General features: G+C 61.4%; 18 protein-coding genes. 11 read left to right on the top strand and 7 right to left on the bottom strand.

The window, feature by feature from the left end; translation table 11 throughout:
* Nucleotides 1-17: 17 nt before the first annotated feature.
* From C3Y91_RS36525 to C3Y91_RS36505, 5 genes are all read right to left on the bottom strand, one after another.
* Nucleotides 18-623, bottom strand: a complete 606-nt coding sequence (locus C3Y91_RS36525) for a PRC-barrel domain-containing protein (RefSeq protein ID WP_018483249.1) — start codon at nt 621-623, stop codon at nt 18-20.
* A gap of 233 nt (nt 624-856) precedes the next feature.
* Nucleotides 857-1,744: an SMP-30/gluconolactonase/LRE family protein gene (locus C3Y91_RS36520; RefSeq protein ID WP_018070134.1), complete on the bottom strand. Its 888-nt coding sequence runs from the start codon at nt 1,742-1,744 to the stop codon at nt 857-859.
* Nucleotides 1,741-2,382: a 2-dehydro-3-deoxy-6-phosphogalactonate aldolase gene (locus C3Y91_RS36515; protein ID WP_130681048.1), complete on the bottom strand. Its 642-nt coding sequence runs from the start codon at nt 2,380-2,382 to the stop codon at nt 1,741-1,743. The genes C3Y91_RS36520 and C3Y91_RS36515 overlap by 4 nt, the downstream gene beginning before the upstream one ends.
* Before the next feature lie 13 nt (nt 2,383-2,395).
* Nucleotides 2,396-3,313, bottom strand: coding sequence for a 2-dehydro-3-deoxygalactonokinase (locus C3Y91_RS36510; protein WP_130664132.1), 918 nt, complete (start codon nt 3,311-3,313; stop codon nt 2,396-2,398).
* Nucleotides 3,313-4,077 carry an SDR family NAD(P)-dependent oxidoreductase gene (locus C3Y91_RS36505; protein ID WP_024321305.1) on the bottom strand — a complete coding sequence of 255 codons (765 nt, stop codon included), beginning with the start codon at nt 4,075-4,077 and terminating at the stop codon, nt 3,313-3,315. Before C3Y91_RS36505 ends, C3Y91_RS36510 begins: the two co-directional genes overlap by 1 nt.
* A gap of 109 nt (nt 4,078-4,186) precedes the next feature.
* Here C3Y91_RS36505 and C3Y91_RS36500 point away from each other — a divergent pair, with 109 nt between their 5' ends.
* On the top strand, nt 4,187-4,984 hold the full coding sequence (locus C3Y91_RS36500) for an IclR family transcriptional regulator (RefSeq protein WP_024321304.1): 798 nt from the start codon (nt 4,187-4,189) through the stop codon (nt 4,982-4,984).
* A gap of 253 nt (nt 4,985-5,237) precedes the next feature.
* Nucleotides 5,238-5,972, top strand: coding sequence for a LuxR family transcriptional regulator (locus tag C3Y91_RS36495; RefSeq protein WP_029767938.1), 735 nt, complete (start codon nt 5,238-5,240; stop codon nt 5,970-5,972).
* Here the strand turns inward: C3Y91_RS36495 and C3Y91_RS36490 are convergent.
* Complete coding sequence (locus C3Y91_RS36490) at nt 5,949-6,275, bottom strand: hypothetical protein (protein ID WP_130687647.1); 327 nt, start codon at nt 6,273-6,275, stop codon at nt 5,949-5,951. The two genes, C3Y91_RS36495 and C3Y91_RS36490, sit on opposite strands and share 24 nt — an antisense overlap.
* A 229-nt stretch (nt 6,276-6,504) precedes the next feature.
* Between C3Y91_RS36490 and C3Y91_RS36485 the strand changes: the two genes are divergently transcribed.
* Nucleotides 6,505-7,683: an Mrp/NBP35 family ATP-binding protein gene (locus tag C3Y91_RS36485; RefSeq protein WP_075224758.1), complete on the top strand. Its 1,179-nt coding sequence runs from the start codon at nt 6,505-6,507 to the stop codon at nt 7,681-7,683.
* Nucleotides 7,684-7,909: 226 nt separating this feature from the next.
* Here C3Y91_RS36485 and C3Y91_RS36480 read toward each other — a convergent pair whose 3' ends face one another.
* Nucleotides 7,910-8,146: a hypothetical protein gene (locus C3Y91_RS36480; RefSeq protein ID WP_018495067.1), complete on the bottom strand. Its 237-nt coding sequence runs from the start codon at nt 8,144-8,146 to the stop codon at nt 7,910-7,912.
* A 39-nt stretch (nt 8,147-8,185) separates the two neighbouring features.
* Here C3Y91_RS36480 and C3Y91_RS36475 point away from each other — a divergent pair, with 39 nt between their 5' ends.
* The 8 genes from C3Y91_RS36475 to C3Y91_RS36440 all read left to right on the top strand — a co-directional run bounded on the left by C3Y91_RS36475 (nt 8,186) and on the right by C3Y91_RS36440 (nt 15,380).
* Nucleotides 8,186-9,163, top strand: coding sequence for a magnesium transporter CorA family protein (locus C3Y91_RS36475; RefSeq protein ID WP_032989077.1), 978 nt, complete (start codon nt 8,186-8,188; stop codon nt 9,161-9,163).
* 18 nt (nt 9,164-9,181) lie between these two features.
* A complete protein-coding gene (locus C3Y91_RS36470; RefSeq protein ID WP_024321301.1) occupies nt 9,182-11,080 on the top strand; it encodes a potassium transporter Kup in 1,899 nt (632 codons plus the stop codon).
* A gap of 199 nt (nt 11,081-11,279) precedes the next feature.
* Nucleotides 11,280-12,473, top strand: a complete 1,194-nt coding sequence (locus C3Y91_RS36465) for a cell wall hydrolase (protein ID WP_029767934.1) — start codon at nt 11,280-11,282, stop codon at nt 12,471-12,473.
* A 271-nt stretch (nt 12,474-12,744) separates the two neighbouring features.
* The gene (locus C3Y91_RS36460; RefSeq protein ID WP_018070123.1) at nt 12,745-13,077 is read left to right on the top strand and encodes an AtpZ/AtpI family protein; all 333 of its coding nucleotides are present in this window, start codon (nt 12,745-12,747) and stop codon (nt 13,075-13,077) included.
* Between the two features lie 62 nt (nt 13,078-13,139).
* Nucleotides 13,140-13,892, top strand: a complete 753-nt coding sequence (locus C3Y91_RS36455; RefSeq protein WP_024321300.1) for a F0F1 ATP synthase subunit A — start codon at nt 13,140-13,142, stop codon at nt 13,890-13,892.
* Between the two features lie 67 nt (nt 13,893-13,959).
* Nucleotides 13,960-14,187, top strand: coding sequence for a F0F1 ATP synthase subunit C (locus C3Y91_RS36450; RefSeq protein WP_003545854.1), 228 nt, complete (start codon nt 13,960-13,962; stop codon nt 14,185-14,187).
* A gap of 77 nt (nt 14,188-14,264) precedes the next feature.
* Nucleotides 14,265-14,888, top strand: a complete 624-nt coding sequence (locus tag C3Y91_RS36445; protein ID WP_024321299.1) for a F0F1 ATP synthase subunit B — start codon at nt 14,265-14,267, stop codon at nt 14,886-14,888.
* A 3-nt stretch (nt 14,889-14,891) separates the two neighbouring features.
* On the top strand, nt 14,892-15,380 hold the full coding sequence (locus C3Y91_RS36440; protein ID WP_024321298.1) for a F0F1 ATP synthase subunit B: 489 nt from the start codon (nt 14,892-14,894) through the stop codon (nt 15,378-15,380).
* Nucleotides 15,381-15,709 lie beyond the last annotated feature (329 nt).

Genomic DNA, 15,709 nt, shown 5'->3' with positions numbered 1-15,709 from the left:
ATACTACCGCGCACGGATTACTTAGGCGTGGTCGAGCCGGTCGCCGTGGTATCGGTACCGGTTGCAGCCGGAGCCTTTTCGGCCGACTGCATTGCCAGCGTCTTGAACTCAGGTGCGGCCTTCAGCGATTCAGCCGTTTCGCTTGTCGTCAGCTTGACGCTGCCGTCCTGGGTGTTCTGCGCGACGGTGATCTTTTCCATCGGCACGGCGACATTCTTTTCGCCGATGCCCAGGAAGCCGCCGACACCAACGATTGCAGCAACGAAGCCGCCGTCCTTCTTGAGGATCAGGTCGTTGACGCTGCCGATGCTTTCATTGTTGCCGTTATAGACAGACTGGCCGATATAGGTGTTGGCACTGATTTGATCCGGAGACTGCTCCGTCAGATAGCCGGCCTGAGCCGTGTCTGCCGTCGGTGCTGCGGCCGGAGCCTGTGCGGCATCGCCTGCAGGCTTGGTGACATCAGGCGTCATCGGCTTCGGGGCTGCCGGATCGGCGGGAGCCGCCTGGGTCGGAGCGGCGGGGTCCGCAGGCTGCGGGGCCGTCTGCGAGAATGCCGCCGGTGCGAAAGCCGTGGCAAACAGGGCGCCAGCGGCAACGGTCGTCAAAAGTTTGCGTGTCATTTCGAACCTACCTTCGTTTTTCCCTAGAGTGATCGCTGGCCCGGCAGCACCTGTTTCCCAGGTATGATTGCCGCGCCGGTTCGAAAGGAAAATGACTGGTGGGCCGATTGGTTCCGGTTGAAAACACGGAAAATTTCTCGATTTTCACGGAACATTTATCGAAGAACCGCCGCCAAAACGAGAAAAGGCGTTCCGGTCGGGAGCGCCTCTGATGGCCGCAGATCACCCCGAGATCAGATCACATAGACGGGATCGAACACGCCTTTGACGTCGATGCCGAGTTCCAGCAGAGCGCCGGCACTGGGCTGCGCCGAACGGGCATCCTCGTCCAGTCCTTCCCAGGCGGTCGTTACCGCCAGGCGGTCGGCATTGACGCCGATGAAGGCAGGGCAGGAGGGCTGGACAGCCGGAACCTTGTAGCGCGAGATGCGCAGGCCGTCCGGACTGTAGCGGTCGACGACGCCGGCGCCCCAGCGCGCATTCCACAAATAGCCGTCGGCATCGACCACCGAGCCGTCGATGTCGCCGGGGTCGTTCATGCTGTCGACGAGCACGATCGGCTCGCCCGAGGGCAGGCCGGTCAGCGGATCGACCATGACGCGCATCAGCCGGTTGATGCGGGAATCCGTATAATAGCCGATCGTGCCGTCGGGCGAGAAGCAGATCGAATTCGGGATGCTGATGCCGTTGAAGATCTTCGTCACCTTGCCGGAGGCGACATGATAGATGGCGCCGGCTTGGTTTTCTGCCCGCTTGCTCATCGTGCCGATCCAGAGCGCGCCGGAAGGATGCGTGCGGCCGTCGTTCGAACGGTTTTCCGGCCTGTCGTTTTCGAGCGCGGCGTAGAAGGTGAGGTTGCCGCTTGCCACGTCGCGCACGAAAAGCCCTTCTTCCGTCGCGATCAGCTGCCGGCCGTCGTCGATGCGGGCAAGCACGCTCGCCATCACAGGCAGCGGATGCACCTTTTTCGCGCCTGTCGAAAGATTGAGCTCGTGCAGTTCCTTGCCGAGGATGTTGAACCACCAGACGGTATTGCTGTCCGGATCATAGGTCGGGCCTTCGCCGAGAACGGAATTGGTATTGCAAAGTGTTTTGCCCTCGAACTCATAAATATCGGTCATACGTTCACGCTCCCAATGGCTGCATCATAGGCGTAAATGGTCGCCTTGGCGCGCTCGGCAACCTCTGACGCGGTCATTCCTGGCTTATAGATGCTGGTGCCGAGGCCGAAGGAGAAGATGCCGGCCTTGGTATAATCGCCGAAATTCTTGTCCGACACACCGCCGACGGCGGCAATCGTGAGCTCCGGCGGCAGGATTGCCCGGATCGCCGTGATGCCGGACGGACCAAGCACGCTGGCCGGAAAGAATTTGAGACCGGTGGCGCCGGAGCGCGCAGCCGCCAGCGCCTCGGTCGGCGTAAAGACGCCCGGCATCGTCACCATGCCGTATTCGCGCGCCCGGATGATCACCTCGGGCTCGACATTCGGGGTGACGAGCAGCTTGCCGCCGGCCGCATGCAGGCTGTCGACCGCCTCGACCGTCAGCACCGTGCCGGCGCCGATCAGCACCTCGGCCGGCGCCATCTTTGCGGCGATCTCGATGGATTTGAATGGTTCCGGCGAGTTAAGCGGAATTTCGATCGCCGTCAGGCCATTTTCAATCAGAGCACCGACGACGCTTTCGGTCTCGTCAGGCCGGATGCCGCGAAGGATGGCGATCAGCGGGCGCTTCATGTCGGGGAAGGGGATACGGTTCATCGTGTCAGCTTTCTCAATTCGGCCAGATGGCTTCGGCGGCAGCCGAAAGCCCGCGGCGCACGGCGGCGTCGGCGTCGATGGCGGTGAAGGCAAGGGAGAGGGTTTTGAAGGCCTGTTCGTAGAGCGCCTGCAGCCGCCCTGAGGCGACGAGGGTGATGTCGGTGCCGTTTGCCGCATCCTGCAGCGCCCCGGCAATTTCGAGGCCGATCAGCGTGCCAGAAAGCCGGGCTTGCGCGGCGGCGGCTGAAATGCCGTGCAGGAGCTGGCCCGAGCGGGCGGTGAACAGCAGGTTGGAGGCAAGGGCCGGGCGCGCAAAAGCGGCCGAGACGGCGGCCTCGAAGGCTGCCGCATCTGCCGGCTGCTCTGCCGCACCGGCAACGGCATGCGAAAGGATCGTGTGTTTGCTGATGACGTCGAAAAGCTCGCCGGTCATGAAGGTCGAAAAGCCGGTCACCTTGCTGTCCGTCACATGCACCCATTTCGAATGCGTGCCGGGCATGCAGACCGCCTGCGCTCCGGAGCTTGCACGGCCGAGCGCGCCAAGAAGCTGGGTTTCCTCGCCGCGCATGACGTCAGGTATCGCGATGTCCCGCTGGGCAAGGCCCGGCAGGATGCGGATGTCGCGGCTTTCGCCTGGCACGGAGACCGCCCCGGTCAGGATCGAGGCAAGCGGGGCGGGCACGTCGATATAACCGGCCTCGACCCAGCCCTGCCTTGCGCCGGCCATGCCGCAGACGATCACCGGCAGGTTTTCCGGCGCCTCGATGGCGGTGAGATGGCTGGCAAGCACGGCGGAAAAGCCGGTCTTTGCCGCGCTCGTCATGCCTTCGCCGCTGCGGCGTTCGGCAAGGACGGTGCCGTCCCTGCCGATCAGCCACAGCCGAAAGCTGCTGGTGCCCCAGTCCACCGCGACATAAGCGGGATTTGCCATTACAGAACGCCTCCATCGACAATCAGGGACTGGGCGGTCATCGCCGCCGCGCAGTCGGATGCAAGAAACAGGCAGGGACCGACGATCGCATCGGGTTTGAGCGCAACCTTCAGGCACTGGTCCTCGACCGAGCGCGCAATGCTCTCCTCGGTGAGCCAGTGCTGCATCTGCCGTTCGGTGACCACCATGCCGGGCAGGATGCAGTTGACCCGGATGTTCTCCGGCCCGAGCCTGCCCGCCAGGCTCTTCGTCAGCCCGACGACCGCCGCCTTGGCTGCCGCATAGGCGGGAAAGCCGCCCATGTTCAGCTTGAAGGCGATCGACGACATATTGATGATCGTCCCGCCGCCGGCCACCCGCATCGACGGCACGACTGCCTGCGAGGCGAAGAACACATGCTTGAGGTTGACCGCCTGGTTGTTGTCCCAATAGGCCTCGGTCACCGCGTCGAATTCATGGCGGTCGTCCCAGGCGGCATTGTTGACCAGCACGCGGATCGGCCCCGAGCTCGCAATGACGCTATCGACCGTGCGCCGGATCGCCTCGATGTCGCGCAGGTCGGTATGGTGAAAGGAGACCGGATGCGCCGTCTCCCGCGACAGCCTTTCGGCAAGTTCGCGGCCCGCGGCCTCGGCGATATCGATGAACGAGACCTTGGCGCCCTGGCGCGCGAAACCTTCGACGATCGCAGCACCGATGCCCGATCCGCCGCCGGTCACCAGCACGGCGCGGTCTTTGAACTCGGGAAATTGTGCTGCCATCATGGTCACCGTCGCCTCCCGACCTTTATCATTGTTCCATTATTTGGAACTTAATTTGACTATATGGAATTATCGAATTACAGTGCCCTTTCTGTCAAGGGTGGATGAAGCGATGAATTCAAACGGCGACGGCACAGCACGCGCACGCGAGACCGGCACGCTCGGCAAACTGATGGTTCTGCTCGATCTTGTCACCCATGCGGATGCGCCGCTGCGTTTCACCGATATCCTGGCTCTCGCCGGCCAGCCGCGCGGCACGCTGCATCGCCAGCTGAGCCACATGGTGGAGGAAGGGCTGATCGAGCTCGATGGCGACGGCCGCTATGCGCCAGGCCTGCGCCTGCTTGATTTCGCCGCGCGCAGCTGGGCGCGCAACGAATTCCGCTTGATCGCCGAGCCGCACCTCGCCGATCTGCAGCGGGCGACCGGCGAGACGGTGCATCTCGGCGTTCTGAGAGGCCAGTCGATCATCTATCTCGACAAGGTCGAAGGCCGCCAGCCGGTGCGCATGTATTCGCAGATCGGCAATGCCTCGCCTTGCTACTGCACCGGCGTCGGCAAAGCGGCCCTTTCGCTGCTGCCGGCCGAAAGTCTCGTCGATCTCGTCGCCAGCCTGAGCTTCACCAGCTTTACCGCCTCGACCCATGGCTCGGCCGAAACGCTGCTTGCCGAAATCCGCGAGATTGCCGATCAGGGTTATGCTTTCGACCGCGAGGAGCATGAGGCCGGCATCTGCTGCGTCGCCGCACCCGTCTGGTCGGAGGATCGGACCTTTATGGGGGGCATTTCGATTACGGGCCCGGCCTATCGATTGTCGATGGAACTTCTGCACCAATGGGCCGTTCCGGTTCAGTTGGCGGCTGGGAGGATCATGGAGGGCATGCGCGTCCGTCTCGGTCCGCGCCGCTGAGGGAAAAATTGCAATCGGCCCGCTGCTGGACGCGATCGCAGAGCATGCTTATGATGAGCGCGATATTGAGATTTGCCGACGAATCACCACAACTAGAACGGTCCGCGAAATCTACAACCAGTCACCGGCCGAACGCTCAACGCTGAAGCCGATTCCACCAGCGATCGTCGTTCCCCCATGCAATCGAAACACCCATAGCGGGCAGGTTTCGCAAACGGTTTGCCGGCCGCTGTGCCGAAGATGAAGAAATGTGATGGCACCCTTGTCGCAAACATCCACGGAAGAAGACGATTATGTTCAGGAAATAGCGGGCCTGAAGACCCAGTTCGATATTTTCCGTTTCATGAAACGGGTGACGGAAGCCTATCGCAGCCGCGCCTTCATGGTCCTCAACCTGCCGCCGATCACCTCCTTCGATCTTCAGGGCAGCACCGTCATCACCAGCTGGCCGGCCGAGCTTCTGGCTCTCTACGACCAGGAAGGCCTGATGGTGAACAGCCCGGTCCTCAGACGCCTCAGAACATCCGCGCGGCCCTTCTTCTACGACATGTCGCGCCAGAACTGGTCGAGGGACGACGGCAAGTCCATTCTCGTTGCCTCGCTGTTCGAACGTTTCAAGATGATGCGCTGCGCCTATTTCCCGACGCATGAGCCCTCCGGCCTGCGCGGCGCCATCTCTTTCGCCGGCGACCGCGAGCCCTTTAGTCCGGCCGAGATGCGCGAGCTGTGCTACATCGCCATCCACGTCTTCGACAGGCTGGCCGAGATCCGCAACCTCGATACGCGCATGACGGACACGCTGACCGACCGCGAGATTGATTGCCTCAACTGGACGGCGGCCGGCAAGACCAGTGCTGAAATCGCCGAAATCCTCACCCTCTCCGAGCACACGGTCAATCACTACCTCAACCGCGCCACCAAGAAGCTCGACACGGTCAACCGCACCCAGGCCGTCGCCAAGGCGCTACGCATCGGCCTGATCAAATAAGTTGCAAAAACAACCGACTGCTTTCGAAGCCGCCCAGCGCGTAGGCATATCTTTCCCGCTGAGGGGCTGCCGCAAGCGCTTTTGCGCTCTTTTTCCTGATTTTCCATCTGGCACGCTTTCTGCATCTCTTCTGCGAGAGGTCCAGAGGGGACTTTGAGACCAGCGCCAGGAAATGGCGCGGCCGACACACCGCTGCCCGACGCCGATGCCGCTTTTCTCCCGGCTCTTCGGTGTCGGCGGCGGTTGTTGCGTTTTGGCACCGCTTCTTTCGCAGCTGTTGGCGATTTCATCTTCCTTGTTCACTTTTTGCTGGTCTTTTTTTCGGCTTGCGCTAGTTCGCCCCGGATTGCGCCGGTTCTCGGGGAGACCGTTGCGGCCATCAGGGCGAAAGCCCGGCGGACTTGATGGCCGCAACGGATTGCCAATTCTCCCCGGCGCTCTTTTGGCGCGCCGGATTTTCCTCCCGATGATTTTGTTTGGCGAAGGCTTCCGTCTCCACTATTTGTGATCTGCAAGAAGCAGTGAGGGTGGAATGGCCGACGTCACCAAGGAACAAGTTCTCGAAACGCTGAAGACCGTGCGTGGACCCGATCTCGAGCACGATATAGTCGAGCTCGGCATGGTCTCCGACGTCTTCATCTCTGACGGCAAGGTTTATTTCTCCATCACCGTCCCGGCCGATCGCGCCAAGGAGCTGGAGCCGATGCGGCTCGCCGCCGAGCGCGTCATCAAGGAAATGCCGGGCGTCAAGGGTGCCCTCGTCACACTGACGGCGGACAAGAAGGCGGCCGCCGCCGCTCCGGCTGCTCGCCCCGCGCCGAACCCGCCGCACGGCCATGCCGGCCACGATCACCAACATGATCACGCGGGCCACGCCCACGCTCCTCAACAGCCGCCGCGCGCCGGCAAGATCGGTGTGCCCGGCATCGGCGCCATCATCGCGGTCGCCTCGGGCAAGGGTGGGGTCGGCAAGTCGACCACCGCCGTCAATCTTGCACTCGGCCTGCTCGCCAACGGTCTTCGCGTCGGCATTCTCGATGCCGACATCTACGGTCCCTCGATGCCGCGACTGCTGAAGATATCGGGCCGCCCGACGCAGATCGACGGCCGCATCATCAATCCGATGGAGAATTATGGCCTCAAGGTCATGTCGATGGGCTTCCTTGTCGACGAGGAGACGGCGATGATCTGGCGCGGGCCGATGGTCCAGTCGGCGCTGCTGCAGATGCTGCGCGAAGTCGCCTGGGGCGAGCTCGACGTCCTCGTCGTCGACATGCCGCCCGGCACCGGCGACGCGCAGCTGACCATGGCCCAGCAGGTGCCGCTTGCCGGCGCCGTCATCGTCTCGACGCCGCAGGATCTCGCTCTGATCGATGCCCGCAAGGGCCTCAACATGTTCCGCAAGGTCGAGGTGCCTGTGCTCGGCATCGTCGAGAACATGAGCTATTTCATCGCCCCTGATACCGGCACCCGCTACGACATCTTCGGCCATGGCGGCGCCCGCAAGGAGGCCGAGCGCATTGGCGTGCCCTTCCTCGGCGAAGTCCCGCTGACGATGAACATCCGCGAAACCTCCGACGCCGGCACGCCGCTCGTCGCCTCCGAGCCGAACGGCGTCGTCGCCGGCATCTATCGCGGCATCGCCGCCAAGGTCTGGGAACAGATCGCCGGCCAGTCCCAGCGCCCGGCACCGGCGATCGTCTTCGAATAATGCATGCCGCCCGGAAGTGTGTAGCGGTTCCGGGATAACGGCATGCATAAAACATAATGCATGCCGCCCGGAAGTGTGCAGCGGTTCCGGGATAACGGCATGCATCACAACAAATGCATGCCGCCCGGAAGTGTGCAGCGGTTCCGGGATAACGACATGCATAAACCAAAGAGTTGACGCGCGTCGCATGAATCGGGTTCGATGCGAGGTGCTTTAGCGAGCCGAATCACCGCGGCGGATACCCCAAATTGTGGGGGAAACGTGGTGAAAAGCCGCGCTTCACGGAAGATGTCTTGATTATTTCACGGCTTTGCTTCATATGCCGCGGCGCCATGATGGCGTTTTGCTGCAGATGCTCAATGAGGCCGTCTTCGTTTCGAAGGGTCCGGCCCGCCTGCAAGTTCGGAGTTGTCTTGTCGATCGAAGGATTGGGAACTGCGATGCGGTTGAGCACAATGCGCATGCCGGCCTTTGAGGTTGGATGCAGCCGGAGAGACGACCGGTGATTACCGCTTACTGTTCCAATTGCAAGTCGGTCGAGATCCGCGATCTGTCGCATGCCGCCTCCTTTCCCGAGGATGTCGTCTGGATCGACATGATCGAGCCGACCCGCGACGAGGAACTCTATGTCGAGAAGGTTCTCGGCATCGAGGTCCCGACCCGCGACGATCTCAAGGATATCGAGCCTTCCGCCCGTCTCTATGTCGAAAAAGACGCCGTCTTCATGACCGCTTCGCTGCTCTGGAAAGCTGACACCGACGTACCGACACTGACCGACGTCGCCTTCATCCTGGCCGGAAACCGCTTGGTCACCATTCGCTACGCCCATCCCAAATCCTTTGCGCTGTTCATCGCTGCCCTCCACCGGCTGCCGGAAAACTGGCGCAGTGGTGCCGCCCTTCTCGCCAAGCTCTTGGAGACGATCGTCGACCGCACCGCCGAGATCCTCGAGATCTCCATCTCGCGCCTCGACATCTTGTCGACGCATGTCTTCGGCGATCGGGCAAGGAAGGTGCGCAAGCCTTCGAACTACCTCGAGGAGAAGTTGCGCGATATTGCCGGCCATCACCGGATGATCAGCAAGGTGCGCGACAGTCTCGGGTCGCTTGCCCGCCTGCTGACGTTCTTTCACACGATCCCGGCGATCCAGCAGGACCGCGAGGCGAAGGAGCTCTGCCGCACCGTCTCGCGCGATGTCCAGTCACTGTCGGAGCATGCTTCTTTCGTCGCCGCCAACATCACCTTCCTGCTCGATGCTTCGCTCGGGCTGATCAACATCGAGCAGAACTCGATCATCAAGATTTTCTCGATTGCCTCGGTGGTGTTCTTGCCGCCGACATTGGTCGCCTCCATCTATGGTATGAACTTTCAGGTCATGCCGGAGCTGACCTGGGTCGCGGGTTATCCCTATTCGCTGGCCCTGATGGTGATTTCAGCCGTCATCCCCTTTTTCTTTTTCCGCTGGAAAGGCTGGCTCTGAGGAGCCTGTTGCAACTTCATGTCCGAAGAGAGCCATCCGAACGAAAGCCATATGACGCCGCGAAAGCTGTTCTATCTCGCGCTGGGTTCCGTCGGTGTCGTCTACGGCGATATCGGTACCAGCCCGCTCTATGCTTTTCGCGAGGCGCTGAAGCCGGTGGCGCATGACGGCGTCACCCGTTTTGAAGTCATCAGCCTGATCTCGCTGATGATCTGGGCGCTGACGATCATCGTCACCATCAAATATGTGCTCTTCCTGCTGCGCGCCGACAACGACGGCGAGGGCGGCACGCTGTCGCTGCTTGCCCTGCTGATGAAGACCGCCAACGGCCATACCGCCATCCTGATGCTGCTCGGCCTGATGGGTGCGGCCCTCTTCCTCGGCGATGCGATGATCACGCCGGCGCTTTCGGTGCTGTCGGCCGTCGAGGGCCTGAAGCTCGTCACACCCAGCCTCGCGGACTATATCGTGCCGATCTCGGTGGTGATCCTGGCGCTGCTCTTCTTCGTGCAATCGCGCGGCACCGGCGCCGTCGCGAAGTTCTTCGGCCCGATCACCGCCGTCTGGTTCCTCGTCATGGCCGCCGCCGGCATTTCTCATATCTCGGACGACTACGGCATCCTGGCCGCCTTTAATCCCTATTATGCCGTCAGCTTCCTGTTGCATGAGGGCTTCTACGGCGTCGTCGTGCTCGGCGCCGTCTTCCTGACGGTGACCGGCGCCGAGGCGCTCTATGCCGATCTCGGCCATTTCGGCCGCCGCCCGATCCAGTGGGCCTGGTTCCTGCTGGTTTTCCCGGCGCTGACGCTGAACTATCTCGGGCAGGGGGCGCTCGTTCTCGGCAATCCGATGACGATGTCCGATCCCTTCTATCTGATGTATCCGAAATGGGCGCTGCTGCCGGTCGTCATCCTGGCGACCGCCGCGACGATCATCGCCAGCCAGGCGGTCATCACCGGCGCCTTCTCGATGGTGCGCCAGGGCATCAACCTCGGCTTCCTGCCGCGGATGGAAATCCTCTTCACCTCGGAAACCAATACCGGGCAGATCTTCGTGCCTTCGGTCAATGCCGTGCTGTTCATCGGCGTCATCTTCCTGGTCCTGAGTTTCAAGACTTCGGACGCGCTGGCGACCGCCTATGGCATCTCCGTCACCGGCGCCATGGTCGTCACCTCGATCATGGCCTTCGAATTCGTCCGCGCCCGCTGGAACTGGTCGCTTCCGGTTGCGGTGATCGCGCTTGCGCCGCTGGTCGTGCTCGAAATGATCTTCCTCGGCGCCAATCTTCTGAAGATCCACGATGGCGGCTATATCCCGATCATGATCGCCACGGCCTTTACCGTCGTCATGTGGACCTGGCGTCGCGGCACGGCGATCCTGATGGAAAAGACCCGCCACACCGATATTCCGCTTGCCTCCTTCGTCAGCTCGATCGAGCGCAAGAGCGAACATTCGCCGGCCCAGGTTCCGGGTACCGCGATCTTCCTGACCAGCGATCCGGAATCCGCCCCCGCCGCCTTGCTGCACAATCTCAAGCACAACCACGTGCTTCACGACCGCAACGTCATCCTGACGATCCGCACGGTCAACAAACCGCGCGTCCCGAGCCAAGACCGCTACAGGGTCGAGCAGATTTCCGAGCGTTTCTCCCGTGTCGAACTGCTCTTCGGCTTCATGGAATCGCAAAACGTCTCGCAGGCCCTGGCGACGCTGCGCAAGACGGGACTGAAATTCGACATCATGTCGACCTCCTTCTATCTCGGCCGCCGCAAGCTGGTGCCGGACGCCAAGTCGGGCATGCCCTACTGGCAGGACCGGCTCTACATCGCTCTCGCCAACGCCGCCGCCAACCCTTCGGACTACTTCCGCCTGCCGGCCAACCGCGTGGTGGAACTGGGCTCGCACGTTATTATTTGATGGGTGGAGACTCCTCTGTTCCTCTTCTCCCCGCTGGGGAGAAGAGGAAGCAAGCCCGGACGCACGTACGAAATTATCAGCCACATTAGAACATCCAAAAGTTCTCACGGTCACATTTCGGCACAGCCCGTTAACCGGACATCAAGGTTAATGCGAGATTTTTAATGGAATGTTCCCGCGTTCCATGCCGGAGTCCGTGTTGCGTCGAAAGAGCCCTTCCCGTAGCAAGCTGCGTCTTATTCCCGAGAATTGGGTGTCGCCCGTCATCTTCGGTCTCGCCGGCTGGCTGATTTTCCCGAGCGTCGCATCCCATGCCGATCTCGCCGCCATGCTTGCCGGCCTCGATCATGAGGGTGAGAACTGGCGCATGGTGCTGACCAATTCGCCGGCCGGCTCCATCCACCAGGCCGAACTCGCCTTCGCCGAGCCGATGGTGACGGGTTCGATCTCTGCCGGTGCCGGCATGGTGCTGCCCGATGGCCGCAAGGTCGCCTTCACCGCCAAGGACAAGGGCACTGCCAAGGATAGGGGCCACGAGGACACGCCGGACGAGGATCGCGTCAATCGCCGCACCAAGAAGGGGCGCGTCGTCGCCGTCGAGCAGATGCAGCCGCCGAAAGATTTTTCCGCCGGCTCGATCCTCGAACGTACCAAGATGCTCTTCACCCCGAGCTTCGATCTCAAGGACCGCTCGGCCTTCGTCAAGCCGAAGATCCAGGGCAAGGAAATCGAGATCGCCACATCTTTCTATAAGAAGCAGCCTGTTGTGACCGACAATGGCGTGCCGGCAATGCTCGCAAGCCTCATTACCAGCAACAAGGCCGATGTGCTGGCCACCGCCTATGCGCCGGCAGCACCCGACTATTCTCGCCAGTCGCCGTTCGATTCCATCCTGGCCGATCAGGACAGTGGCCGCTTCGTCCCGGAAATCGGCCCGCGCGACCACGCCTGGGCCGCAAGCGTGCTGCCGCCGAGCGTCTTTTCCGCCGGCGAGCAGCAATGCCTCGCCTCTGGTATCTATTTCGAAGCGCGGGGGGAATCGGTGAAGGGGCAGGCGGCCGTTGCCCAGGTCATCCTCAACCGCGTCCGCAATCCGGCCTATCCCCATACGATCTGCGGTGTTGTCTATCAGAACGAGGATTGGCGCAACCGCTGCCAGTTTTCCTTTGCATGCGACAGCATCAAGGACAGGGTGAACTCGGAATATCACTGGCGAGTCGCCCGTGATGTGGCGATGGCTGTGACGGCAGGCAAGATCTGGCTGCCGCAGGTAGGCTCGGCGACGCACTATCATGCCGTCTATGTCAGACCGAAATGGGCAAAGACCATGGAAAAGGTCGGCCGCATCGGACTTCATGTCTTCTATCGCACCTATGGCGGCGGCTGGAGCTGAGATAAATCGCTTGGGTAAGCCGATTTCCGGCCCGGAAAAGCGGATTCTTTCCGTCGAATTTGCGCGATCGACCCAGAGTCGATTTATCTCTTTGATTTGATGGAATTATTTTCTCGCTGGACAGAAGCTGTCTACGCCTTGACTATGCTAATCCCTAAAACTATGTTGCGCGCGACTTCAGAACGGGCCGGAAGGGTCTCAACCTTCGCGTCCGGGGTCCGAATGACCGGGGTAGCGGGAGTGCGGGCGACGGGCAGACGAGGAGAGATCCATGGCGGACGACCGCGAGGAAAGTCTTGAGAAGCGCCGTGCGCAATTGGAAGCGAAACTCGCGACCAAGCGCGTCGAGACGGGAGAGGACGAGGCCAGGGAAGCCCGTGCCGAGGTAAGCCGCAAAGGTTATGCCCAGGCGATGAAGCTTTCCAGCGAGTTCATTTCCGCAATCGTCGTCGGTGCCGTCCTTGGCTATGTCCTCGACCGTTTTGTTGGCACGGCGCCTTGGGGTTTGATTGTTCTTCTGCTTCTCGGATTTTGTGCCGGCGTTCTGAACGTGATGCGTTCTGCGGGGGTGGTGGCCCATCCCCTGGACGACGACAAGAAATAAGGACCGGGTCCGGTCCAGTGCAATGACCCCGCGTTCTGCGGGCCAAAGAGAGAGAACAAGCGGTGTCTAACGATCCGACTCATCAGTTCCTGATCCAGAAGATTGTGCCGATCGAAATCGGCGGAATTGATTTTTCGTTTACCAATGCATCGCTCTTCATGGCCGTTTCGGCCGCCGCTGCCGCCGGCTTCCTTTATTTCGCGACCTCGAACCGCGCCATCGTGCCGGGCCGTTCGCAGTCCATCGCGGAAATGTCCTACGAATTCATCGCCAATATGCTGAAGGAAGGCGCCGGCAAGCAGGGAATGAAATTCTTCCCGCTGGTCTTCTCGCTCTTCATGTTCGTGCTGACGGCGAACTTGCTCGGCATGTTCCCGTATTTCTTCACGGTGACGAGCCAGATCATCGTTACCGCCGCGCTGGCGATCCTCGTCATCGGCACGGTTGTCGTCTACGGTTTCTACAAGCACGGCTTCAAGTTTCTGAATGTCTTTGTGCCCTCGGGCGTACCGGGCATTCTGTTGCCGCTGGTCGTCACGATCGAAATCATCTCCTTCCTCTCCCGTCCGATTTCGCTCTCGGTTCGTCTTTTCGCCAACATGCTCGCCGGTCACATCACGCTCAAAGTGTTCGCAGGCTTCGTCGCCTCGCTCGGAACCTTGGGTGCCCTCGGTGTCGGCGGCGCCGTTCTTCCCCTCATCATGACCGTCGCCCTGACCGGTCTCGAGTTCCTCGTCGCCTTCCTTCAGGCTTATGTCTTTGCGGTGCTGACTTGCATGTACCTCAACGACGCAATCCATCCGGGCGGGCACTAAGGATAACGACATCGACGTCAAAGGGCGTCAGTCATTCGCCGCAACAACCATTTCAAAGGAGTTCAACATGGAAGCGGAAGCAGCAAAGTACATCGGTGCAGGCCTGGCTTGCTTTGGTATGGCCGGTACGGCTCTCGGCCTCGGCAATATTTTCGGCAGCTACCTCTCCGGCGCTCTGCGCAATCCGTCTGCCGCTGACAGCCAGTTCGGCCGTCTGGTATTCGGCTTCGCCGTTACGGAAGCTCTGGGCATCTTCTCGCTGCTCGTCGCTCTCCTCCTCCTCTTCGCCGTCTGATATCGGCGAATAGATGGATCACGGCCTGCGATCGCAAGCCGTGATCCTTTGCATTTGCAGTCCACCTGGAGGTGAGCATGTTTTTTGTGACCCCGGCTTACGCTGAGGAAGCACCGGCGGCAGCGACGGGTACGGATGCGCATGCCGCTCCGGCCGCAGGCGAGGTCCATACCGAGACTGGTGTTGCCGAAGGCGGACACGCCCGCGGCCCCTTCCCGCCTTTCGATTCGACGACCTACGCGTCCCAGCTGCTCTGGCTGGTGATCACGTTCGGCGTCTTCTATTTGCTCATGCAAAAGGTCATCGCGCCGCGCATCGGGGCGATCCTCGATCAGCGTCACACGCGCCTCTCCCAGGATGTGGAAGAAGCAGGCCGCCTGAAGGCGGAGGCCGACGCCGCCGTCCGGACCTATGAAGGTGAACTGGCCGCTGCCCGTGCCAAGTCCAATGCGATCGGCACTGCCGCACGCGACGCTGCCAAGGCCAAGGCCGAAGAGGATCGCCGCGCCGTCGAGGCAAGCCTGTCGGAAAAGATCAAGGCTGCCGAGGTCCGCATCGGCGAGATCAAGGCCAAGGCCTTCGCCGATGTCGGCACCATTGCCGAGGAAACGGCAGCTGCCGTTATCGATCAGCTGATCGGCGGCACCGTCGCCAAGGCCGATGTCGCCACCGCCGTTGCGGCCGCCAAGAAGGAGGCTTGATCGATGGAATTTCTTGATGCGACTTTCTTCGCCTTTGTCGGCCTCGTCCTCTTTCTTGCGCTGGTCGTTTACCTGAAGGTTCCGGGCATGATGGCGAAGTCGCTCGACGACCGCGCCGACCAGATCCGCAACGATCTGGCCGAAGCCAAGCGTCTGCGCGAGGAAGCCCAGCACCTGCTCGCCGAATACCAGCGCAAGCGCAAGGAAGCGGAAGCCGAAGCGGCCCACATCGTTGCCGCCGCCGAACGCGAAGCCGAAATGCTGACCGCCGAAGCGAAGAAGAAGACGGAAGAATTCGTCACCAATCGCACGGCGCTGTCCGAGCAGAAGATCAAGCAGGCCGAGGTCGAGGCGATGAAGGCGGTGCGTTCCGCCGCCGTCGATCTTGCTATCGCGGCCGCAGAAACCGTGCTTGCCAAGCGGGCCGACGCCAAGGTCCAGTCCGAGCTCTTCGGCAATGCCGTCGGCCAGGTCAAGACGCGGCTCAACTGAGCGTTTCGAAAAGATTGAGAGGGAAGGCCGGGCATGTCCCGGCCTTTTCTTTTGTTGGCAAGGCTTGGTCTTTGCTTCTCGTGCCGAGGACCGTGGTGCCGTTGATCCGGCATTGCCACTTTCGCCTGGGTCGAGCCAGGTGTCTCGTGCCGTCCTTCGGACCGTCGTAAGCAAAGGCGAAGGGGTATGCCACGGCCTCTCGATTCCCTCTTCTCCCAGTGGGGAGAGCGACTGTCTTTGCTGTCAAGCGTTTTGCCATGGTCGTCCGTCCCTGATGATGGCGTTGAGGATGGTGAGCAGCTTGCGCATGGTTGCGACGGTGGCGACGA

This window comes from Rhizobium ruizarguesonis (assembly GCF_012349115.1).
GTDB classification, from domain to species: Bacteria; Pseudomonadota; Alphaproteobacteria; order Rhizobiales; family Rhizobiaceae; genus Rhizobium; species Rhizobium ruizarguesonis.
This window is presented reverse-complemented; position numbering and strand designations above follow the sequence as displayed.

Excerpts from the sequence above, each read along its gene's own strand:
- C3Y91_RS36450 (WP_003545854.1), top strand. The coding sequence starts at position 13,960 with ATGGAAGCGGAAGCAGCAAAGTACATCGGTGCAGGCCTGGCTTGCTTT.
- C3Y91_RS36495 (WP_029767938.1), top strand. The coding sequence starts at position 5,238 with ATGGCACCCTTGTCGCAAACATCCACGGAAGAAGACGATTATGTTCAG.
- C3Y91_RS36445 (WP_024321299.1), top strand. The coding sequence starts at position 14,265 with ATGTTTTTTGTGACCCCGGCTTACGCTGAGGAAGCACCGGCGGCAGCG.
- C3Y91_RS36480 (WP_018495067.1), bottom strand. The coding sequence starts at position 8,146 with ATGCGCATTGTGCTCAACCGCATCGCAGTTCCCAATCCTTCGATCGAC.
- C3Y91_RS36460 (WP_018070123.1), top strand. The coding sequence starts at position 12,745 with ATGGCGGACGACCGCGAGGAAAGTCTTGAGAAGCGCCGTGCGCAATTG.
- C3Y91_RS36470 (WP_024321301.1), top strand. The coding sequence starts at position 9,182 with ATGTCCGAAGAGAGCCATCCGAACGAAAGCCATATGACGCCGCGAAAG.
- C3Y91_RS36520 (WP_018070134.1), bottom strand. The coding sequence starts at position 1,744 with ATGACCGATATTTATGAGTTCGAGGGCAAAACACTTTGCAATACCAAT.
- C3Y91_RS36515 (WP_130681048.1), bottom strand. The coding sequence starts at position 2,382 with ATGAACCGTATCCCCTTCCCCGACATGAAGCGCCCGCTGATCGCCATC.
- C3Y91_RS36500 (WP_024321304.1), top strand. The coding sequence starts at position 4,187 with ATGAATTCAAACGGCGACGGCACAGCACGCGCACGCGAGACCGGCACG.
- C3Y91_RS36510 (WP_130664132.1), bottom strand. The coding sequence starts at position 3,313 with ATGGCAAATCCCGCTTATGTCGCGGTGGACTGGGGCACCAGCAGCTTT.
- C3Y91_RS36525 (WP_018483249.1), bottom strand. The coding sequence starts at position 623 with ATGACACGCAAACTTTTGACGACCGTTGCCGCTGGCGCCCTGTTTGCC.
- C3Y91_RS36440 (WP_024321298.1), top strand. The coding sequence starts at position 14,892 with ATGGAATTTCTTGATGCGACTTTCTTCGCCTTTGTCGGCCTCGTCCTC.
- C3Y91_RS36485 (WP_075224758.1), top strand. The coding sequence starts at position 6,505 with ATGGCCGACGTCACCAAGGAACAAGTTCTCGAAACGCTGAAGACCGTG.
- C3Y91_RS36505 (WP_024321305.1), bottom strand. The coding sequence starts at position 4,077 with ATGATGGCAGCACAATTTCCCGAGTTCAAAGACCGCGCCGTGCTGGTG.